At 45.8% G+C, this 22,491-nt stretch carries 19 protein-coding genes; 11 read left to right on the top strand and 8 right to left on the bottom strand.

The window, feature by feature from the left end; genetic code table 11:
* Positions 1-62 precede the first annotated feature (62 nt).
* A complete protein-coding gene (locus HVMH_RS01170; RefSeq protein ID WP_029910856.1) occupies positions 63-2,039 on the bottom strand; it encodes a TonB-dependent receptor plug domain-containing protein in 1,977 nt (658 codons plus the stop codon).
* 191 nt (positions 2,040-2,230) lie between these two features.
* Between HVMH_RS01170 and HVMH_RS01165 the strand changes: the two genes are divergently transcribed.
* Both HVMH_RS01165 and HVMH_RS01160 read left to right on the top strand, forming a co-directional pair.
* Positions 2,231-2,758, top strand: coding sequence for a HugZ family pyridoxamine 5'-phosphate oxidase (locus HVMH_RS01165; protein WP_029910858.1), 528 nt, complete (start codon positions 2,231-2,233; stop codon positions 2,756-2,758).
* A gap of 74 nt (positions 2,759-2,832) precedes the next feature.
* A complete protein-coding gene (locus HVMH_RS01160) occupies positions 2,833-3,339 on the top strand; it encodes a ferritin (RefSeq protein ID WP_029910862.1) in 507 nt (168 codons plus the stop codon).
* A gap of 44 nt (positions 3,340-3,383) precedes the next feature.
* Here HVMH_RS01160 and HVMH_RS01155 read toward each other — a convergent pair whose 3' ends face one another.
* A complete protein-coding gene (locus HVMH_RS01155) occupies positions 3,384-4,046 on the bottom strand; it encodes an MOSC domain-containing protein (protein WP_051623044.1) in 663 nt (220 codons plus the stop codon).
* A 128-nt stretch (positions 4,047-4,174) separates the two neighbouring features.
* On the opposite strand from HVMH_RS01155, the gene HVMH_RS01150 reads away from it, so the two are divergent.
* A complete protein-coding gene (locus tag HVMH_RS01150; RefSeq protein ID WP_051623045.1) occupies positions 4,175-5,185 on the top strand; it encodes a DUF3616 domain-containing protein in 1,011 nt (336 codons plus the stop codon).
* A gap of 131 nt (positions 5,186-5,316) precedes the next feature.
* Positions 5,317-6,000: an outer membrane protein gene (locus HVMH_RS01145; protein ID WP_029910870.1), complete on the top strand. Its 684-nt coding sequence runs from the start codon at positions 5,317-5,319 to the stop codon at positions 5,998-6,000.
* A 50-nt stretch (positions 6,001-6,050) separates the two neighbouring features.
* Here HVMH_RS01145 and HVMH_RS01140 read toward each other — a convergent pair whose 3' ends face one another.
* A complete protein-coding gene (locus tag HVMH_RS01140) occupies positions 6,051-6,818 on the bottom strand; it encodes a sulfite exporter TauE/SafE family protein (RefSeq protein ID WP_029910873.1) in 768 nt (255 codons plus the stop codon).
* A 32-nt stretch (positions 6,819-6,850) separates the two neighbouring features.
* Positions 6,851-7,942, bottom strand: a complete 1,092-nt coding sequence (gene trmA / locus HVMH_RS01135; RefSeq protein WP_029910876.1) for a tRNA (uridine(54)-C5)-methyltransferase TrmA — start codon at positions 7,940-7,942, stop codon at positions 6,851-6,853.
* A gap of 376 nt (positions 7,943-8,318) precedes the next feature.
* On the opposite strand from trmA, the gene HVMH_RS01130 reads away from it, so the two are divergent.
* On the top strand, positions 8,319-9,458 hold the full coding sequence (locus HVMH_RS01130) for a YqcI/YcgG family protein (protein WP_155837672.1): 1,140 nt from the start codon (positions 8,319-8,321) through the stop codon (positions 9,456-9,458).
* 2 nt (positions 9,459-9,460) lie between these two features.
* Here HVMH_RS01130 and HVMH_RS01125 read toward each other — a convergent pair whose 3' ends face one another.
* Positions 9,461-10,423 (bottom strand): AEC family transporter, encoded by a 963-nt coding sequence (locus tag HVMH_RS01125; RefSeq protein ID WP_029910882.1) that lies wholly within the window; start codon positions 10,421-10,423, stop codon positions 9,461-9,463.
* 236 nt (positions 10,424-10,659) lie between these two features.
* Between HVMH_RS01125 and metH the strand changes: the two genes are divergently transcribed.
* The 6 genes from metH (at position 10,660) to typA (ending at position 19,870) form a co-directional block, all read left to right on the top strand.
* A complete protein-coding gene (metH, locus tag HVMH_RS01120; protein WP_029910886.1) occupies positions 10,660-14,370 on the top strand; it encodes a methionine synthase in 3,711 nt (1,236 codons plus the stop codon).
* A gap of 102 nt (positions 14,371-14,472) precedes the next feature.
* The gene (locus tag HVMH_RS01115) at positions 14,473-15,915 is read left to right on the top strand and encodes a sensor domain-containing diguanylate cyclase (protein ID WP_029910889.1); all 1,443 of its coding nucleotides are present in this window, start codon (positions 14,473-14,475) and stop codon (positions 15,913-15,915) included.
* A 169-nt stretch (positions 15,916-16,084) separates the two neighbouring features.
* Positions 16,085-16,660 carry a rhodanese-like domain-containing protein gene (locus HVMH_RS01110; RefSeq protein ID WP_035628958.1) on the top strand — a complete coding sequence of 192 codons (576 nt, stop codon included), beginning with the start codon at positions 16,085-16,087 and terminating at the stop codon, positions 16,658-16,660.
* Positions 16,661-16,858: 198 nt separating this feature from the next.
* On the top strand, positions 16,859-17,347 hold the full coding sequence (locus HVMH_RS01105; protein ID WP_029910895.1) for a YeeE/YedE family protein: 489 nt from the start codon (positions 16,859-16,861) through the stop codon (positions 17,345-17,347).
* Positions 17,348-17,358: 11 nt separating this feature from the next.
* Entirely contained in the window at positions 17,359-17,913 is a 555-nt protein-coding gene (locus HVMH_RS01100) for a DUF6691 family protein (protein ID WP_081822726.1), read from the top strand.
* A 133-nt stretch (positions 17,914-18,046) separates the two neighbouring features.
* A complete protein-coding gene (typA, locus tag HVMH_RS01095) occupies positions 18,047-19,870 on the top strand; it encodes a translational GTPase TypA (RefSeq protein ID WP_029910906.1) in 1,824 nt (607 codons plus the stop codon).
* A 58-nt stretch (positions 19,871-19,928) separates the two neighbouring features.
* Here typA and HVMH_RS01090 read toward each other — a convergent pair whose 3' ends face one another.
* The 3 genes from HVMH_RS01090 to HVMH_RS01080 all read right to left on the bottom strand — a co-directional run bounded on the left by HVMH_RS01090 (position 19,929) and on the right by HVMH_RS01080 (position 22,484).
* Entirely contained in the window at positions 19,929-20,942 is a 1,014-nt protein-coding gene (locus HVMH_RS01090; protein WP_081822727.1) for a c-type cytochrome, read from the bottom strand.
* Positions 20,943-21,003: 61 nt separating this feature from the next.
* Positions 21,004-21,360, bottom strand: coding sequence for a hypothetical protein (locus HVMH_RS01085; protein ID WP_029910912.1), 357 nt, complete (start codon positions 21,358-21,360; stop codon positions 21,004-21,006).
* Between the two features lie 83 nt (positions 21,361-21,443).
* Positions 21,444-22,484 (bottom strand): zinc-binding metallopeptidase family protein, encoded by a 1,041-nt coding sequence (locus tag HVMH_RS01080; protein ID WP_029910913.1) that lies wholly within the window; start codon positions 22,482-22,484, stop codon positions 21,444-21,446.
* Between the last annotated feature and the right edge of the window lie 7 nt (positions 22,485-22,491).

The following is a 22,491-nucleotide window of genomic DNA, read 5'->3' as shown; positions in this document are numbered from 1 at the left end:
TTCTCTTGTGTGTTAACGTGTTTTCTTTATCTTTGCTGCACAAGCGAACTTGGGCAGATGGGTTATGGATTCACTAATTGCCACTTGGCACCGACATAAACATAGCGCCCTTCTTCCGGTCTAAAGTCATTGGTATCGCTAAAGGTACGCTGCTCATCAAATGCGTTGTTCACCCCTGCATAGACCGACCAATCTCGGTTAACTTCGTGATTCAGGCGAAAGTCCCAAGTCGCATAGCCCGGGCTTTTTGTGGTGTTGCTACTGTTGTTGTAGTGATCCGACTGATAATTCATTTGTGTCGAGAACACTGTGTTTTTCATCAGATTAACATCCACACCCATTTTGGCTTGGTGTTCCGGGCGATCTGTCAGCTTCTTGTTGGTTCTCAAATCAACCGCATCCAGATAGGTATAGCTCAAATTGAAATTCACCGCAGACGTCAGGTGTTTGCGAAACACCGTCTCAACCCCTTGCGTTCTGGTACGTTCGATATTTTCATATTGATAAGTCGTCGATGAACCGACCTGAACGGTATCAATCAAGTTATCAATATCATTGTGATATAGATTGACTTCAAGACTACCATCCTGAAGGAAAATCCACTCCGCTCCCAACTGATAGTTGGTGGAACTTTCCGGTTTCAGGTTTTCATTACCTATGACTTTATAGAAAGTCTGGTCAAAATAATAGTAAAGCTCTTTAAGGCTTGGCGTTCTGTAGCCATTACCGACACTTGCTCGGAAGTTCAATCTTCCCGGTAGCCAATCCGTTCTACTGTAAAGCGTGTTGATGGACGGTGAAACATGGTCACCAAACTTGGAGTCCTTTTCGGCACGCACCCCGGGAATGACTTCAAAGTTTGGGGTAACAAACCAACTATCCTGAGCAAAGAGTTCCTGAGAGTCTTTGGTTTTGTTGTCGACTTCCTTGTTCTTCTTGGTCAGGTTGTTTCTGTCCATCTTTTCATAGTTTGCCTTCACTCCCATGGTCAGCAAATGACTTGAGTGAATTGCCCAATCATATTGAAACCCCAGCTCACCATGATTCGTTTTGGTTTCACGCTTCACCGTGGTGGTCGAGTTATTGTGGAAGTCTTCCCACATACCTTGTAGCTTCCAACCCTTACCATTTTTCATTGGCTGTTCCAGTATGGAGTTCAGGGTCTTGGTATCCGTCAGTGAGTGATAGGTGTAGTAATTTCCCGAAGATTTCTGGACATTTTTTGCATCCTCGTCATAAATTCTCGGCATCAATGAAAGTTTCAGCCCACTGTCGAAGTCGTAAGTGTATTTACCGGAAAAATTGTTTTTGTGCCCGTCATAACCGTAAGTAATTGGACTGGAGGCATCCGGTCTAAAACTTGAAGACTGGTTCAAATCAGCAATGACCTGACCTGACCATTTTCCCTGTTTGGTCGATAACTCAATATTTGCATTCTTATGCGCTAACGGGTTATCCGGTTTGCTTTCATTGCCCCAGTTTCCGCCGGAAACATCAACTTTTGCTTTCAATTTATGGGGTGGGTTTTTGGTAATGACGTTGATCACACCGCCCATGGCAGACGTACCATATAAGGCTGAAGTCGCCCCTTTCACCACTTCTACTCGCTCAATATCGCCCACAGAAATTTGCGTTAAATCAACGGTGGTTTCCGAGCTAGGTGTCACTGGGCTACCGTCAATCAGGATCAAAACGCGGTTAGAATCAAATCCCTGCATTTGAACACCTTTACCCCCCGTGTAGTTTCCCGTTGGGGACGTTAAACGCAAACCTGGAACATCGCTTAAAACATCCGCTAGATTTTGTGCGTGTTTTGCTTCAATTTCCTGCTTTGAAACCACCAATGTTCTCACCGGGGTTTGTGCTAACGGCACTGGCGTTTTCGTGCCCGTGACCACCTGAATTTCTTCCAGTTTGTTGGTTACTTTCTGAGTGTCTTTTGCATCATCCGCATAGGCATTCATGCTATTCAATCCAAATAAGCTGCCTATTAAAAAGGGGAGCAGCTTCATGCCATTTCTTTCCATGTTCGTGTTCATAAGAGAAGTTTCCTGTGTGTTTTTGTGTGTGCAAATTTGATAATTCTAATTTAATTGATAATGATTATCATTGATGCTATTATTTACATCAATTAATTTATGTCAAGAGTCTTTTAAGGAAATTGGCATTTTTTTAACCTAGACAATCAACGATTGTTGACTACAATGAAACTCATAAAGGAAACAACAATATGACTGCAAACTCTGAAAGAAAACCCCTTCAGTCCATCTATAAAGAATGCATGACATTCATTGATGGTTTTCAAACTGTCGTGCTGGCAACGCTCAACAAAAACAGCGAGCCAGATAGCAGTTACGCGCCCGTCTTTCAGGAAAATCAACGCTTCTATATTTATATTTCAGAGTTGGCGAGCCACACGTTCAACCTCTTGGAAAATCCAAGAGCAAGCATGCTATTCATCGAGCCGGAAGAAAAAGCGGATCACCTCTTTGCCAGACAACGCGTCACGATTAGAGTAAACGCTGCGACGGTAGAAAGAGATTCCGAACAATGGGCGGATATCTTGAATAAGATGGAAGGTAAATTCGGAGAAATCATCCAGATGTTGAGACCTTTGGAAGACTTCCACCTGTTTGAACTCACCCCTGAATCCATCAACTACGTTCGTGGATTTGCACAAGCCTATACGCTGACGGGTGACGACTTGGATGAAGTCACACACCTGAGAGACCGCGGTCACGGTAAGAAACGCGCTTAAAGCTTTGCAACGGCAGTGAAACTGTCTTGTTTTTCAATGTCTCCCAGAGACAAACAAGCTAAAAGGAGAAGGTCATGCTTACACCGGAAATAGCTGAGTTATTGAACAAGCAGGTCAACGCGGAGTTTTATGCCTCCAACGTTTATCTACAATTGAGTGCCTGGGCGGAAAATGCAGGACTGGAAGGTTCCGCCAAATTCTTCCGCGGTCATAGTTTGGAAGAACGCACGCACATGGATAAGATTTTCGACTATATGTGTGAATGCAATCTGTCGGTCACCATCGGGCAAATCGATGCACCACCAAATAACCATGCAAATTTGATGGATGCCATCCATGCCGCTTACCAGCATGAGGTGAAAGTCACAGCGATGATTAACCATATTGCCAAAACGGCTTTTGAGCTACAGGACTACACCACTTTCAACTTTATTGAGTGGTTTATCGCCGAGCAGCATGAAGAAGAAGTTTTGTTTGGAAAAATTCTGAGCAAGGCAGAAATGCTTGGCTTCACCGGACAACCGGGGCAACAACTACACATCATGGATACTTATCTGAAGTTTATCAACCCAGACAAATAATCCGTGCAGGCAAGTCTCCAAGCAAAAGAAACTGCCAAAGAAACTTAAGGCTGTTGGTTTTCCAGTAATTTCGTTAACTCTTGTCGCCAGGCACTCGACAACGCCGGGTGCTGCACGGCAAGCGCTAACAACTCCAAATCACCACTTTGCGCATTGCGGCTTTGTACACGGTGCTTTGCCAAAAACAGTGATTGAATCGAAATTGCAGGGTGCTCATTATCCACTTCCGGGTGAAGCAACGAGACCTGTTCGTTTCGTTCCAATGTTCCCGGCTGCAATACTCGGCAATAAAACCCTACCCGACCACTATCGGCATAACGTTTTAAAAACTGCGAATCCTGAGTGATTTCATTAAGCTTCCAACATGGCGAACGTGGCTGTGTCACTTCCAACACTGCGCTTCCAACCTGAAGCTGGTCGCCAAGCTGAATTTGCGTTTCATCCACATCAGACAAGGTCAGGTTTTCACCCAAAAAGCCAAATCCCTGATGAATCTCAAACAACGCATAATTACTTTGAGGGATGCACAGTACAGCTTTATCTTCCCCACCATGCACTCTCAAGTCCGCCTGCTCATCCCCTTCCAATCCTAAAGTGGTGACAGCAACCCCGTTACCTTCAACAGGGCTTTTCAAAATAGCGGATTCCGTTCCGTTACGCCAAGGGTAAGGACGTGTTTGCCCAATATTTACGGATAATATTTTCATGTCTAGCGCAATTCCAAAGTCTTACAAAAAACGAACGGCAGATTTTCGGTGACGAATTCGGCTTCTCTGTTATGATGATTATCATACAAAAACCCCATCTGGTTGTGAGCTTTTTCAGGAAGTTTGTCATGTTCAGCCCTCTTAGATTCGCCTTTCACACAATACTCCTGCTCGTCGTTCTACTGCCTTTAGCTGTTCAAGCACAGACCAGCTCACAAAACCCAGCCTTGTCGATTATCGGTAAACTCGGCATCAATGCGGTCAATATCAGCGGTATGGTCAAGACCGACCAATTTCTAGCGCTCGCCACCGACGAAGGAACGCAAATACAAATTCTCCCTCAATCCAGTCAAGGCTATGTTGCTACCAATAGTGGCGTTATCGACCTCAACCAAACTCAACGAGCCATCAAAGAGTTTGACCTGGAAGCCATGGCTTGGCAAAAACCTTATCTTTATGTCATTGGCTCTCATTCCAAGAAACGCAAGAAACTTAAGCTTGACTGGAGTGTGAAAAAAAACATGGAACGCATCACCCCCGTGATTGACGAACCGGATCGCAGGGTTTTGTTCCGCGTAGAATTAAGTGAGACACTCAAGCCATTGCACATCGACAAAATCAGTCTTTTGAACGAAATCAAAAACGACCCGATTCTCTCACCATTTCTAGCGATTCCCAGCAAGGAAAACGGTATCGATATCGAAGGACTCGCGGTTCGTGAACATAATGGGAAAACCCAACTGTTCGTCGGCTTTCGGGGGCCAGTATTACGCGGAAACTTAACGCCAATTCTCAAACTGACCTTGAGAGCCAAGCGGTTTGAGGTGAAAAAGTCGAAATTATTACTGGTCAACCTTGGCGGTTTCGGCATTAGAGATATGCAGGCAATGGAAGATGGCTTCCTGCTACTGTCCGGTCCGGTCAACGCTGTGCCGAACCGTTTTAGCCTTTATGCTTGGGACGGTAAAACTCAACTCTCGCCGACGCATGAAAAGCTGGCGCTTCCAACCCAGCAAAACGAGGGTAACCCGGAAGCCATTGCCACACAAAACCTGCCAGGTTGGGGGCAAGGTATCTGGATGGCGAAAGATGGAGCAGAAAACGGCGACATCCGTTTTTATCCATTCACCCCAAAATAGCGCCCTTAAAACCCTATTAAAAATAGGTTATTCGTTTCTAAGTCATTAAATTTGTTGTGATTTCGCAACAGTTTGCATTTTCTATTTTTTGTCATCAACATTTCATTGAATTCTTAAGCAAGACTTCTAAAATGAAATTCCTCAACTTGGCTTACCTGGAACCACTGAAAATGTCTGAATGGCAATTTACCAAGCAAAGCAAATCCTCGGCAAAGCTGTCGAAGCTGCTTGTTTCAATCTTTTTGGGCATAGTCACAACTTCAGTCTGGGCAAACGATATAGACCATTTAAATTTCTCGATTCCATCGAAAGCCAAAGCGGTTCAAAGTAAAAAAGACGCTGACAGTTCTCCAAATTACTTCTACCAACAGCAAACCCGGCAGGAAATAACCACCTTCTCCAACTACGAACTGAACAACTGGTTTGATTTGGAGCTGGATATGAAAGCACTGAAAACCCGCAACGACCCAACGCAAACCCTGTTGAATCCTAAGTCTTATTCAGCATTTGCCAACTTTGGACACTCCATTGACGTGTCAAGAGAGCGTTTCCGTCCATTCGCCAAAGTTGGGTTAGGTTATGATGAAAATCGAGCGACCTATTTCAATCCTAACTACATAGAAAGTGATCGGGTCAATAAAACCCAATTGCAATTTGGGGTGGGTGTCCGCTATTCGCGTCAAAACTGGAAGAGTTTTGGCGTGAGCTTCAGTTACCAATCCAACTCGCCATTAATGAACCAACAACCAACTTCTTCACCAAAAGGGTTTGAGAAAAAAGATTCCATTGATTTGAAATTCGACTTCGGCTTCTAGCTTAACCTTCTAACCGAAGCGTACATTTCTAAAACAGGCTTAAAAAAGACCTAAAAAAGGTTAGGAACGTTTTTATACAGAATGAAAGCGCCGATCAGCACCAAAAATACCGCAAAGATTTTTTTCAATTTCTCCTGATCAATTCGCTGGCTAGCGAATTTTCCAACCCAGCTTCCCACAATACCGATTAGAGTAAATACCAGGATCACATGCCAGTCCAATGACAGGTGACGCGCATCTAACACGCGCAAGTGTTCGGCAAACCCGACAAAAGAGTTCAGAGAAATAATCGCCAAGCTCGTCCCCACGGCCAGTCGCATCGACAACCCACCCAGCAACACCAATGCAGGGATAATCAAAAAGCCACCACCGACCCCGACCAATCCGGTCACCATCCCTACCAACAATCCGTCGGTAGCAATTTTGTAAAGTGCGCGTTCTACATGAGGCTCATCCGCATCTTCCATTTTTATCGGTTTGAACATCAGGTAAGACGCTGACAACAACAGAACCGAAAACACCAACATTTGGAACACACTGGAAACGAAATGTCCTGCCCAAGCACCGATGAACGCACCCAACATACCCGGCACACCAAACAACATGACCGTGCGCCACTGAATCAGACTATGGCGCGAGTAACTCATCACAGAGGCAACGCTGATAATACCCACAATCAGCAGCGAACCTGCCATCGCTACTTTTGGATCTTGTCCGACCAGATACACCAAGACAGGCACCGTCAAAATCGAACCACCAGAACCCAACAGCCCTAAGCTCAATCCAATAAACAATGCGCCTATCCATGCCAACGTCATTACGTTATCCCTTTAATTGATTTAATCTAGTCTTATTTTCTTTTCAAAAACACACCGCTTTCGATGTGATGGGTATAAGGAAATTGGTCGAACAATGCAGATTCGACGATTTCATGAGTTTTTTCGATTTCCACCAAATCCCGCGCCAATGTTTCCGGGTTGCAGGAAATGTACAAAATGTTGTCAAACTCAGCCACCATGCTTCGCGTCAGGTCATCCAACCCGGCACGCGGTGGGTCGACAAAAATGGTTTTAAAATCATAGCTCGCCAAATCAACATCCGCCAAGCGATTGAAGCTTTGCCCTTGTAGAGCTTGCGAAATCTCTACCGCGGCCATTTTCACCACTACCAGATTCTCCACCTGATTGGCTTCGATATTGAACTGTGCCGAATGCACTGAGGTCTTAGAGATTTCCGTTGCCAACACGCGATTGAAGTATTCGGACAAGGCGATAGAAAAGTTACCGTTGCCACAATACAACTCGATCAAATCTGACTGAGGATCCACATAGGTTTTCGCCATCAACCTTGCCCAATACAGCATTTTCTGTGCGACGCCGGCATTCGGTTGGGTAAAACTGTTTTCCACTTGCTGGTAGACAAAGGTTTTGTCGTCCACCGCCAGGCGTTCTACCACATAGTCTTGATCCAACAGAATCTTTTGTTTGCGTGCGCGACCAATAACCGACGTGATGCCCAAATCGTTTTTCAAGGCTTGCGCCGCGTCATGCCAAACATCATCTTCAGCAATGGATTTTCGGTAAATCAACGTTACCAGCATTTCACCGCTCAAGGTCGCCAGAAAATCCACTTGAAACAATTTTTCACGCAACACCGGTACGGCGATAATCGCCTGCATCAATGTCGGCATCAAGGCATCAATCGCCGCTACCGCCATTGGACAACGGTCAATGCGAACCTTTTCCTTGGTTTCCGAATCAAACATGATGTAAAAGGTTTCATCCCCCTCATGCCAAACGCGAAATTCCGCACGAGCGCGATAGTGCTCCGAGGAAGACTCAAAAACGGACAGTTCTTTTAAATGGGGTACCAGCGCCTGCAACCGATCTTTCTTTTCGGTTAATTGTGCCTGATAATTTTCGGGAAAAACCTGACAAAGCATTGAAGTTAACTTGAAATTCTCTGTAAAGCGCGAATTATAACAGATTGATACCGGCATTGAATCCGGTGGTGGTTGCAATATCGACCAAAAACATTGAGAATCTAAAAGCATAGCTGAACGATTCAAAAGCCAACGGCGGTGATTTTCGAGTCTCAACTCTTTCATTTTTATGCAACTCGTCCTGTGAAAAAAGCCGAGAAACTTGCTATCCAAAACGCAATTTCGTTATCATCCCCGCCCAAAGCAGCAAACGACTTCATCAGGCACGGGAACACGGATGCGCCACAGCCTTAGTAAAGCCGACTTATAAAGCCACCTTAAGGACAGAATCCCGTTCTGAATTAAGTGAGCCAAGTTAAGACAAGGACATGTGGAAGTGATTAACCTACTCAAACAATTCGTGATTGCGCAACGCCGCGCCGAGGCCTTTGCCACCGAGCAGCACTTGCAGCTCAACAACCAAACCACCATCAACCTCATCGAATATTTGGTGCAACAACTCGAACAGTACAGCAACTGGCGAGACCAAGGTGTCAAATCCCTGCTCAGCTTTGTGATTTTGCAAACCGCCTATCGCCATTACGTCTTTGCCGATCGCCTTCTCAACCACTGCCAAAAGCCGGAGCATGCGGAAACTTTTGAGGAAGAAAACCTGCTCCCAACCTTAAAACAGTTGGCTGAAACCCTGCGTTTTTATGACTCGATACACATCCAAAGCCCTATTCCGGAAAACCATTTACCGAGCGTTCAAGACCTGACCAATCGGCTGTTTGCCATGTTGGCAGTCAACTTCCCTTCTCAGTTAAAAGATTTGGAAGCGCATTGGGCAGGGAGTATGACGACCTTACAAAAGTTCGCGCGTGATGAAGCCCCGTACGAACCGGTGTTTTCTTCGACCCATCGTCAGTTTTTAGGTGCGGTTGACAAAACCCAATGCATCTTCGCGCAAACAGGTAAATACTGGGGAGCGGATAAATGGCATGACAACCTGACTTTTGAACAGAATGTGCAGCGTTTCGCTGAAGGTTTTTTCCGTTTCATGACCGTCAGTAAGAAAGAAAAACTTAAAGGCTACGCCTTGAGGATGCCGGCTTATTACAGTGACACTGTTGACCAGCTGGCGCAAACGGTTGCTCGCTTTCTAACCGCTTTGAATGACATTGACCCCGTCCATTCCGACTGCTTACAACAAGACATTGAAGCCGACGGCTGGAAAATGTCTTGGGCAGGTGAACCCTTCTTCTTGACCGCTTTCGGTACTTGCTACCCGCTAAAGCACCCTAGAAACCCGTATGGGTTTGACTACACCTACTTCTTTTTCCAACCGGATTTCGTATTGCGTCACCATCCGGGTTTGACCGACGGCAAGGAACAGCAATCACGGGAGCGCATCTTGCAAAACTTCACCCGCAATGAAATGGCCTATAGCAACCAAGGCAAGGAAAAAGAAGTGGAGCGATTCATTCGCCCCATGCTTGCCGAAGAACCGGCTGTGCGCTGGTGGCAATACCTTTAGCGCTATTTGATAAACGCTAGTAGGACCGATAAAGTCAGCAAGGAAACCGCCGTAGAAAACAGCACGGTTTGCGCGGTCACCACCGCTTCACGCCGGTAATACTCTGCCAACATAAAAGGCCCGGTGCCTGTCGGCAAAGCCGCCAGGAGAATCGCCATCATTGCCAATTCGTGATTCATGTCAAACACATAAAGCGCCAGCCAAGCCACCAATAGCGGTTGGATAATCAGCTTAATAAACGTTAGCGTCCAAGCCGTTTTACTCGAAGAACTACCACCATGATTTTTTGCAGCCGTCGATTGAGCTACCATGGCGTCCGCCAAAAACAACCCTAAACTCACCAGTGCTACAGGACTCGCCGCACTGCCCAAAAGTTTCAAAAAAGTTTCCACACCTTGTGGCAAATGGATAGACATAGCCGCCACCGCAACCCCGGCGATTGGAGACAAAATCAACGGATTGAGGAACACCGCTTTAAGGACGTTTTTCGCTTTAATATGCAAGGCGACTTCTGCCTGAAGTCCTACCTCAATCAAAATTATCGCCATTGCGAAAACAACACTTACGACAATGATACTGGCGATGGTCGTCGGCACTTGCCCAGCTGCACCGAACACCAAAAACAACAGAGGAAAACCGACATACGCCGCATTGGAATAGGCCGCCGACACACTATCGATACTCGCATCCGCCAAGGGACGTCCCTGCTTAAGTCGCCATACAAGCACCAGTAAAAAAGTCATCACCGAACCAATCAGGTAAACACTGATGAAGTTCGGCAGATACAGCTCAGACCAATGGCTGTTCGCCATGATGTCGAACAACAATGCCGGGAGTGCCAGCCAAACAACGAAACGGTTGAGTTCACTGGCAGCGGTCGCCCCCAAAACCTTGGTTTTGCGACTCAAAAATCCGGCAATAATCAGGCCGAAAATAGGTAATAGAATAGAAAAAGTGCCAAGCATGGAAATAGATTTACATTCAGAAACAGATTAGAGAGAAACAAGTTAGCACGCAACGCAAAATCACGCAATGCAAGGCGCGACAGCAAACGCCAATCGTCCGATTAAGCCAACCCCCAACCTGGCAGATTTTATCAATTATCTTGAGCAAACATACCAACAAGTAAGCAAGATTAGGAACTCATCGGCTATTCGGGTAAAATACGCGGTTTATCGATGACTGAATTGAATAACCGGCAATGACAACAAGAACAGACAGACTTAACCTCCTCAAAACTCTACTTAACGAACGCGTCGTGGTGCTTGATGGCGCAATGGGAACAATGATCCAAGGCCTGGAGTTAACCGAAGAGGAGTTTCGCGGAACGCGCTTTGCCGACTACCACATGGATATCAAAGGCAACAACGACATCCTTGTGATGACCCAACCGGAAGTTATTCGCGATATTCATCTACAGTTTTTGCGCAATGGCGTCGACATCATCGAGACCAACTCCTTCAACGGCACCACCATCGCACAGGCCGATTACGACATGCAGGATTACGTCTCCGAGCTAAACCTAGCTGCCGCCAAAGTGGCGCGAGAAGCCTGCGACATCGCCGAACAGGAAGATGGTAAACCGCGTTTCGTTGCCGGGGTGCTTGGGCCAACAAACCGTACTGCATCGATTTCACCTGACGTCAATGATCCGGGCTTCCGCAACACGTCTTTTGATGAACTTGTCGGAGCCTACAAGCAGGCAACTCACGCTTTGCTTGAAGGCGGCGTCGACACCATCCTGATTGAAACCATCTTCGACACACTGAATGCCAAAGCCGCGATTTTCGCCGTCAAAGAAGTGGAAGACGAAGTCGGTTATGAAGTACCGATCATGTTGTCCGGCACCATTACCGACGCTTCTGGTCGTACGCTTTCCGGTCAAACCACCGAAGCGTTTTATAATGCGGTCGCGCATGCCGAACCATTATCGGTTGGTCTGAACTGTGCCTTGGGGCCAGAAGAACTTCGCCCATATGTCGAAGAATTGAGCCGAGTTTGCGAAAGCTATGTGTCTATCCACCCGAATGCCGGTCTGCCGAACGAGTTTGGCGAATATGATGAAACCCCGGAACAAATGGCGGCTGAAATCAATGTTTGGGCAGAAAAAGGCTGGATCAACATTATCGGTGGCTGTTGCGGTACTACGCCGGATCACGTTGCTGCCATGGCGGAAGTCGCGCAGAAACATCCTCGCCGTCAACTGCCTGAAGTGAAAGCAGCGTGTCGCTTGTCTGGCCTCGAGCCGCTAAATATTGACGAAAGTTCACTGTTCGTCAACGTCGGAGAGCGTAACAACGTCACCGGTTCTGCAAAATTCAAACGCCTGATTATCGAAGACAACTACGACGAAGCGATTGAAATCGCCGTTAAACAGGTAGAAGAAGGCGCACAGATTATCGACGTCAACATGGACGAAGGCATGTTGGACGCCAAAGCTTGTATGACCCGCTTCTTAAACCTGCTGGCCTCCGAGCCGGAAGCGTCCCGCGTACCGATTATGATCGACTCTTCCAAATGGGAAGTCATTGAAGCCGGCTTGAAGTGCATTCAAGGCAAAGGCATCGTCAACTCTATTTCCTTGAAAGAAGGCGAAGAAAAGTTCATTGAACAAGCCAGACTGGTGAAAAAATATGGTGCAGCAGCCATCGTCATGGCATTCGACGAAGTTGGTCAGGCAGACACGCTGGAGCGCAAAATAGAAATCTGTTCTCGCTCATACAAAGTGCTGACTGAGAAAGTCGGTTTCCTGCCGCAAGACATTATTTTCGACCCGAACATTTTCGCCGTCGCCACCGGGATTGAAGAACACAATAACTACGGTTTAGATTTCATCAATGCCGTGACTTGGATTAAACAAAACCTACCACACGCAAAAGTGTCCGGTGGGGTGTCCAACGTGTCCTTTTCCTTCCGTGGTAACAACCCGGTTCGTGAAGCGATTCACTCGGTATTCCTTTACTACGCCATCAAAGAAGGCATGGACATGGGGATTGTGAATGCTGGGCAAATGGCGATTTATGACGACCTACCGGAAAAACTGCGTTTGGCGGTAGAAGACGTCATCCTCAACAAAGACCCGGAAGCCGGAGAACGCCTACTGGAAGTGGCCGAAGAATTCCGTGGCGATGGTTCGGCAGCGAGCAAAGTTGCCGATTTATCATGGCGTGAAAACCCTATCGAAAAACGTTTGGAATATGCCTTGGTGAAAGGCATCACCGACTATATCGAAGATGATACCGAAGAAGCTCGCCTCAAACTTGGTGCGCCGATTAATGTCATTGAAGGTCCATTGATGGACGGCATGAACGTGGTCGGCGACCTGTTCGGATCCGGGAAAATGTTCCTGCCACAAGTGGTTAAATCCGCGCGCGTCATGAAACGCGCCGTAGCCTATCTTGACCCATTCCTGGAAGCAGAAAAATCCGAAGGCCAGGTGCAAGGCAAAATCGTCATGGCGACCGTTAAAGGTGACGTACATGATATTGGTAAGAACATCGTCGGCGTGGTACTGCAATGTAATAACTTCGAGGTCATTGATCTTGGCGTGATGGTGCCTGCGGAAAAGATTCTTGATACCGCCACTGAACAAGGCGCGAATGTCATTGGTCTATCCGGTTTGATTACCCCTTCTTTGGAAGAGATGGTCAATGTCGCCAAGCTGATGAAAGAGCGCGGCATGAACCTACCTCTGTTGATTGGTGGCGCCACCACTTCCAAAGCGCATACTGCGGTAAAAATTGAACCACAATATGAACATCCGGTGGTTTACGTCAAAGACGCCTCTCGTGCCGTCGGTGTTGCACAAAGCTTGATTTCTCCGGATTTAAAAGTCGACTTCGCAACAAAAATCCGCGCCGAATACGAGCAGGTGCGTGAAGAACGTAAAGCACGTGCCAAGCAGGTCAAGCGCATTCCAATCAACAAGGCACGTGAAAACCCATCACTTACTACAGATGCATGGCAAGACTACACGCCGGGCAAACCGAGTTTCCTCGGCACCAAAGTCCTGGAAGATTATCCATTGGAAAAACTGGTCGAGCGTTTCGACTGGTCGCCTTTCTTCCAATCTTGGGAATTACACGGCTTGTACCCTCGCATTCTTGAGGACAAGGTCGTCGGTGAAGAAGCGAAGAAACTCTTTGCCGATGCACAAGCCATGCTACAAAAAATTCTGGATGAAAAATGGCTGACCGCAAAAGCCGTCTATGGTTTCTTCCCTGCCAACCGCGTAGGTGACGACATTGAAATCTATACCGATGAAACCCGCAGTGAAGTGGCGCATAAACTGCACCACCTTCGCCAACAGGCAGAGAAAAAGCGTGGTGGTGCCAACGGCTGTCTATCTGATTTCGTTGCGCCAAAAGAAAGTGGCGTTGCTGACTATGTCGGTTTGTTTGCGGTGACAGCAGGCATCGGTATCGACGAGCATGTCGAGCGTTTTGAAAAAGCCCACGATGACTATAACGCCATCATGCTGAAAGCGCTTGCCGACCGTTTTGCCGAAGCCTTTGCAGAGAAGCTACACGAAATCGTCCGTAAAGAAGACTGGGGGTATGCCTCAGATGAGAACCTGGATAACGAAGATTTGATCAAAGAGCGTTACCAAGGTATTCGTCCAGCTGCTGGCTATCCTGCTTGCCCAGACCATACTGAAAAAGGCACCATTTGGGAAATCCTGCAACCTGATGCCAAAATCGGCTTAGAGATTACCGAAAATTTTGCCATGACGCCAACTGCGGCGGTTTCGGGAACTTACTTTGCACACCCTGAATCGAGCTATTTTGGTGTTGGTTCGTTGGGTCGCGATCAAGTCGAAGACTATGCACAGCGTAAAGGCTGGAGCATTGAAAAAGCTGAAACCTGGCTGGCGCCGAACTTGGGTTACGACCCGGAAGACTTCGCCAATTAATTCCCCAAAATCTCCCTATGATTTTTGAGGTCTTTGAGGAGGTTATTTGGCTATAATTGTGAAAGTTTTTTTCTAATCAACGAACCAAGGTTTCATTTGGCTGTGAAAGTCGATTCCAATATTAAAATTGTTGCTGCAATCTCGTTATTGCTGGTATTTTTATCGATTTCAATATCTCTGATTAACTTTTCTGTTTCGCTTAACGCTAAACAAAAAGAGCTGAAAACCCGTTCTCTTCCCCTGTCTGTCGACAACATTTCAACTGAAATTCAACGCAACATTGTTCAGCCTAACCTGATTTCATCGATCATGGCGCATGACACCTTTGTGCAACACTGGTTATTGCATGATGAAGACGACACCACAAAAATCAAAAACTATCTGGAAACCATCCAGAAGAAATATGGCATGTTCCTCACGTTTTTGGTTTCTGAAGACACGCTCCGCTATTACTCGCAAAAAGGGTTTGTAGAAAAGTTGAACCCGGATAAACCGGACAACCAATGGTATTTCCGATTTAAAAACGAGAAACAAGGTCATGAGATCAATCTGGACTACAACGACAAGTTCAGCAACAGCATGATCATGTTCATCAACCACAAGATTACCGGCTCAGATGGCCGACTGCTTGGTGCGACCGGAATAGGCATGAGAATGTCTTATATTGACGATATTTTGAAACGCTTCCGTACCCAATATCAGTTCACCGTATTCTTCATCAACAAGACCGGGAAGGTGATTTTGCGTGAGCGTGAAGTCAACAAGCTGAAGAATATCTCGGACATCCCTAACCTGGATCACATCAAAAACCAGATATTCTCCAAATCCAAAAAAGTGCTGGAGTATTCCAACAAAGGTCAGCGCTTTTTATTGAACACCCAATATATTCCCGAATTGGACTCGTACTTGATTGTGCAAGCAAAGTTGGATGATTTCACCAAGCAGGTACGCCGTACTTTCTATTTGAACTTATCAATCTCTTTGGTCATCACACTGATTGTTACCTTATTTGTACTTGCCATTGTGCGCCGCTACAACAGTAAATTGGAGTATTTCGCTCACAATGACCCGGTAACGAAATTGAAAAATCGCCGTTCATTCAATGAGTACTTTGATAGCTTGCTCCCTCAATACCAAAGGCACAATCATCATGCGCTTAGCCTGATATTTTTTGATGTCGATGACTTCAAGAAAATCAACGATGAACTTGGGCATCAAGTGGGCGATAACGTGCTGGCTAGAATCGGACAGATTCTGCTTTCCAACTTTGGCGATAGTAACCTGATTGCTCGTTGGGGTGGCGAAGAGTTTATCATCGCGCTAAACGACACGTCCTTAAATGAAGCTAGTGCAATAGCGGAGAAACTATGCACGAAAATCGAACTTGACCCTGTCCTCAATGAACTTGGCGGCAAACCGATTACCGTCAGTATCGGTGTCACCACCTGCAAGAAAAGTGATACGCAAGACAGTATTTTCCACCGTCTTGACGATGCGATGTATGCCGCCAAAAAAGGTGGAAAGAATAAAGTTGTCTCAGATTAACCCTGTCGCGAACTAGCAAACCCTAATCCCCATCACAACTATCAAACGCTTTTATAAGTGCAAAAAAAAATTTCTTAGCGCTTAATTTTAAGAGTTGCTACTATGCTTATGTTCTCGGACATTCGAGTCATGAACTTTACTATAAAAATAGTTATCTAAGGATATGATAATGAAAAAACTATTACTTACCTTCGCAGCAGTAACTTTCGCTTTATCTTCTGTTTCTGCTTTTGCGGCTCCAACGCCATCAAGCAAGAAGAAACAAACAACTCTTGGCCTATATGCATCTCCACATGAAGCATATGAAATGAAAAAGAAAGGTGGTGAAAAGGTTCTTTTCATCGACGTTAGAACACCTGCAGAACTAGAATTCGTTGGTGTACCAACTGATATCGACAAAAACATCCCTCTTGTTTATCGCGATTTCTCAAAATATGACGCTAAGAAAAAACGTTTCGCGACGGTTAAAAACAAAAACTTTGTAAAAGACGTTGAAGCTTTGGCTAAAACGCACGGTCTTGGTAAAGATGGAACAATCATCTTCATGTGCCGCTCTGGTGACCGTTCAGCTGTTGCTGCAAACATGATGGCTAAAGCGGGTTACACTCATGCTTATACACTAGTTGGTGGTTTCCAAGGTGGTCCAAACAAAGCTGACCATGGTAAGCGTAACAAAGTAGGCTGGATGAACGACAACCTACCATTCACGCAAAAACTAAACAAAGACGTTCTTGACCTACAATAATTCAAGATCACTGCGTTTAAAAGGGAGCCAATGGCTCCCTTTTTTATTATTAAGAATATACTAATACTCTAATACGAATAAATAATAATTTTATTCCATTAAATTTTCTTATGGCGAAGCAAAAAACCTCATTTTGCAGATGGATTTACCTAGCCATAAAATAGCAGCACTTAGTTGATTTTTTTAAGGTAAAAACGCATGGAAATCGTGGTTTGGAGTCCTTGGATTGCTGGTTTAGCAATCGGGCTATTTGTTATCTTTCATTTCTGGCTCATGGGGAAGCCTGCCGGTTGCTCAACAGGGTACGGAAATTTCTGCGGACTGATCTTCAAAAAGGTTGAATACTTCCGTGTTGGTGAGTACTCCAACCTGAACAATTCAAGACTGTGGTTTTTGATTGGCATTCCATTCGGTGGTTTTTTGAGCACCCTTTCCTCACCCGAGCCTTGGCATTTTTCTTTCGACATGGGGATGTATGACACCATCTTCCCTCAAACCGATGCCGGTAGAGCAATTTGGCTAATCCTAGGTGGCGCACTGTTAGGCTTCGGCGCGCGCTTGGCAGGCGCCTGCACAACAGGGCATGCTCTTGTGGGTGGTGCAATGCTGAACCCTCCAAGCCTTTTAGCTGGCACAATCTTCTTTGTCAGCGCCTTTATTACCACACGTTTGCTGTTCGGAACCTAGGAGAGAATACGATGCACGAATTACCAGTAAAAGATGGCATCCGTAACTATGTGGTTTCGTTTGTATTTGTTTATCGAAACAACTTTTTCGGACTGCTAACAGGCATTATTTTTGGGCTTCTGATGAGCCATGCAGGTGCGACCACCTATGACTTTCATGCCAAAATGTTTTTGTTTGAAAACTTCCAGTTGATGATCGTCATCGGCACCGCGGTAACGGTTGCGATGGTTGGGGTTCTGATCTTGAAACGTCTCAAAGTACGCGCAATCGCTACAGGAAATGAAGTAGATTTCGTCAAAAAGCCTTACCAGAAAGGTCTGATGGTTGGCGCACTGCTCTTCGGTATCGGCTGGGGAATGAGCGCATCCTGTCCGGGCACAATCCCTGCAATGATCGGAGAAGGGAAAATCGGCGCGATTTTCGCTTTGATCGGGCTGCTCATCGGCACCATGGCATACGGCCTGTTACAAACTTACTTGATGATGGCTCGCCGTCATAAAGCCTTGAATTTGGACGACGAGAACAAAGCCAAGCTTCATTGCCCAGATAACAGTTGCGACTCCTGAAGCGACTTTTCGTAAAAAGGCGGCATTTTTGTCGCCTTTTTTATTTAAAAGACCAATTATTTCAATCAATTAAAAAAAACGGTTCTGCTTTTCAGTATAATACGCTCTTTTAATTTTCCAGAGAGCGTTCTTCATGAAAGCAGATCATATCCGCAATATTGCGATTATCGCCCACGTTGACCATGGTAAGACAACCCTTGTCGACCAGTTACTTAAGCAGTCAGGTACTTTCGACGATGTTCGAAAAGACCTGGGTGAGCGCGTCATGGACTCGAACGATCTGGAAAAAGAACGTGGTATCACCATTCTTTCAAAGAACACTGCGATCAACTGGAACGACTACCGTATCAACATCGTAGACACCCCGGGCCATGCCGACTTCGGTGGTGAAGTTGAGCGTATCTTGTCGATGGTTGACTCTGTACTGCTGCTGGTTGATGCGGTTGAAGGGCCTATGCCTCAAACGCGTTTCGTAACCGAAAAAGCACTACAACAAGGACTTAACCCGATTGTAGTCATCAACAAAATTGACCGTCCAGGTGCGCGCCCTGACTGGGTACTGGATCAAACTTTCGATTTATTTGACCGCCTAGGTGCAACAGATGAACAGATGGATTTCGATGTTATCTATGCTTCTGGATTGAACGGTTTTGCAGGACATGATGAATCTGTTCGCGAAGGGGATATGACGCCTATTTTTGAAACGATTGTTGAAAAAGTAAGCCCGCCTGATGTCGATTTCGAAGGCCCTTTCCAAATGCAATGTATTTCCCTGGACTACGACACCTATAAGGGTATTATTGGAACCGGACGTATCAAACGTGGCTCAGTCAAAGCAGGTATGAGCCTCTCGATTATCGATAAAAACGGTGCTAAACGTAATGGAAAAGTGGGCGAAATCTTTGGTTACCTAGGCCTTGAGCGTATCAATGTAGATGAGGCTCACGCTGGTGACATCATCGCATTCTCTGGTTTGGATCCTCTGAACATTTCAGACACACTTTGTGATCCTAATGCCGTTGAAGCATTACCGCCATTAACGGTTGACGAACCGACTGTTAGCATGACTTTCCAAGTCAACAATTCTCCGTTCGTAGGACAAGAAGGTAAGTTACTGACTTCTCGCCAAATCCGCGAGCGTCTAGACAAAGAACTGCTAACCAACGTTGCGTTGCGCGTTGAAGATACTGAAGACGCGAATAAATTCCGTGTTTCTGGTCGTGGTGAACTTCACTTGTCCGTACTGATCGAAACCATGCGTCGTGAAGGATTTGAGATGGGGATTTCACGCCCTGAAGTTATCTTCAAAGAAGTTAACGGTGAAATACAAGAACCTTATGAGAACCTAACCGTTGATGTCCCTGAAGACGCGCAAGGCACCATCATGGAAAAACTAGGGCAACGTAAAGCTGAAATGCAAGACATGGTGCCAGATGGACATGGTCGCGTGCGTATCGACTTCATCATCCCTTCACGTGGTTTGATTGGTTTCCGTACTGAGTTTATGACGGCAACCCAAGGGAACGGTTTGATCTTCTCAAGCTTCTCTCATTACGGTCCTAAGTTTGCAGGCACTTTGGGTGAACGTACCAATGGTGTGTTGATCTCTATCGGTCAAGGTAAAGCATTAACCTTTGCCCTATTCAACCTACAGGATCGTGGTCGTCTGTATATCGGTCATGGTGAAGAGGTTTATGAAGGTATGATCATTGGTCTGCACAGTCGCGCAAACGACCTAACGGTAAACCCTCTAAAAGGGAAGCAGCTGACCAACATGCGTGCATCAGGTACAGACGAAGCACAAGTTCTAACACCGCCAATTCGCTTTTCTCTTGAACAAGCGCTTGAGTTTATCGATGATGATGAGTTGGTTGAAGTCACTCCAGAAAGCATTCGTATTCGTAAAAAGCTATTGACCGAAAACGAACGTAAAAAAGCAGGTCGTTCTAAAGAATAAAACTACCTGCTCAATAAAAAGCCCGCATAAAGCGGGCTTTTTTGTTTCTGGACTTCCCTTATTTGTCGTAAGGACCATATTTCGCTTTTTCGAGCGCCGCTTTATTCCCTTTGAAATAAGCAGGAACCGGATAGTCGTCTGGACGGAACTTCGGATTCGGGAAGTCATGCTCTCTGCCAGCCTTTTTTGGTCTTGGCAACGACTCAACATAGGCCGCAATGTCATAAGCCTGACTGACCGTCAACACAGGTTGGTCGGCATGAGTCCCCAACGGCATATTGCCATAAATAAAGCGCGTTGCCGTCTTTAGGCGACTCATACCCGCACCATCATTAAAGGAGTCCTTTCCTGCCAGTGGTGGAAAAGTGTATGTGCCGTCTTGAGCATAAGTCGGAGACTTCAACCCTGCCCCACCTGCAGCATGGCAGCTCATACAAAATTGCCCATAAAGCGTCTGCCCCACTTTCGGATCGGCTTTTCTATCCGGAAACTTAACGTTAATCAGTCCCGTACCTTTCATGGCTTGACCCGATTTAGTATCTTTCGCCAACCAAGTAAAATAGGCAATGATCGATTTCATCTGTTTCGAGTCGTTCGGGAAAGGATGTCCCGCACCTTGGCTTCTTGTCATACAGCCATTGACCCTATCCTCCGGTGAACCAATCGACATACTTCTTGAACGAAAACTCGGGTAGTCATTCATAACATTCACCAATGGAATACCATAGGGAACTGTTCCCGGCAAACCGGCATTGTTCGCCAAGTGGCAACTCGTACAATTCAATGAATTTCCGGAATAACGCATTTTGACATCAGCGACCTTGGGCCCAACCAGCTTCACCGTATTAGACAACAAGGCTATACCATAGCGAATCTCATCCGCGTTAGGTTCATGTTCATAACCTCCGTTAGGCAACACCCAGTCTTTCTTGGAACGACTTTTCGCTTTCTCGACTAAAGCCTTCGCCTGTTTTGCGTCAAGCTTCTGTCCAACATGATAAGGTGATACATCCATTGCATTGGCAGCGGTAGCCACCCCTAAAAGAGCAAACAAAAGATACAGCGACTTCATAGACTTCCCCTTTGAGCGGAAACACCACAGAGCAAAGAAAGGTTATTACTGAGGCATTGTGTTAATTGGATGGAAAGTAAACATTCAGAACAAAGATCAACGCAACTAGGACAACAACTGCCAAAATAGACATCGTCATACGCATCTTGTTTAAGACGGGAACACGCTTTCTAAGCTTTTTAGGGAAAGGCAACTCCCCTTTATAGATTTTGACTGCCTTGATGAATTCTTGAGATACAGGTGGCTGCAAAGCTTCAGCAATTCGTTCTGCTTTCCAGCTTGGATAATCTGAAAGGGCTTTTGCCAGAGAATGTAAGTCGCAGTGTTTCACTTCCATACGACGGCGCTCCAGTGGCATTTTAGCTAGAATACCAATCCACTCTCTATCCAAATCCGTATCGAAGCGTTTTTTAGCCATAGTCATTTTCCGAAAGTTCACTTTTTAAGTGTACAGAATTCACACTAATTTATCGGCAAAAAATTCGATAACTCAATCTTAATTCAAGTATTTTTCTTTTCGGAAAAACTGTCTACAACCTTGTCTATAAACTTCAATTTACTTTTAACAATGTCCGTCAATACAAAAGGATAAGCATCCACGTGCCCCATACTACGATTTAAAGCATTCATCACCTGTGCAACTCTCGCCCACTCAGAATACCAACTGTTGAAATCGTTTACTTTCGGCTTGTAAACACTTAGACCGTAACTCACCGCGGTTTCCAGAGTATCGACTATATGCATATAGTGCGCCCAGGTTTCCGCCCAGTCTTCAAATGGATGGCTGCTGGCGTACATGGAAATATATTGATGACTTCTGAACTCAGGCGCACCGTTTTCATAATAACGTTGAAGTGCCTTGTCATAATCCTTGCGCTCATCGCCAAATAGCTCTCGGAAGGCTTCCAATCGTTCTGGCGAATTAATGAGTTTATCCCAGTAATAATGACCGATTTCATGTCGAAAATGCCCTAGTACCGTACGGTAAGGTTCCCCCATTTCTTCTTTCATCGTGTGCAGGAAGCCCTCATCAGCTTCAGCAGCATTTAGCGTAATCTGCCCATGAGAGTGCCCCGTCAGGACATGCTCCAAATCAACATTCGGATTGGTTCGCTTATCTTCCAAAAAGTCGAAAACCAGCCCATTCTCAATTTGTCGATAATTCCGTATTGGCAAGTTCAGCAATAACAATGTTGTAAAAAGATGCCTTTTGGAGCGTTCAAGAATACGCCATCTTTGCGGGTTCTTTGGTGCTGACAAATCAGGAATAGTTCTTGTCGTCTGACAGGATACGCACTGACATGCATTTTCATCGGTCACCAACCAATTACAATTGACCGGGTAACTTCGATTCTCACAAGTCTTCATGGGGGCGTGAGCATCATCACCATCTTGAGAATGAGGCACAAACCCATTATCCGTCAACTCACCGCTCCACATGGATTGAATCGACGGATCATAGGCCAAATCACGACCACAGCTTTCGCAAAACAGATTGTTTAAAAAAACCTCTTGCCCACATTGGCAAAAAAAACGCTTCACCGCGATA

The sequence above is a fragment of the Hydrogenovibrio marinus genome, assembly GCF_013340845.1.
GTDB classification, from domain to species: domain Bacteria; phylum Pseudomonadota; class Gammaproteobacteria; order Thiomicrospirales; family Thiomicrospiraceae; genus Hydrogenovibrio; species Hydrogenovibrio marinus.
The sequence above is the reverse complement of the archived record's forward strand: the minus strand, read 5'-3'. Positions and strand labels throughout refer to the sequence as shown.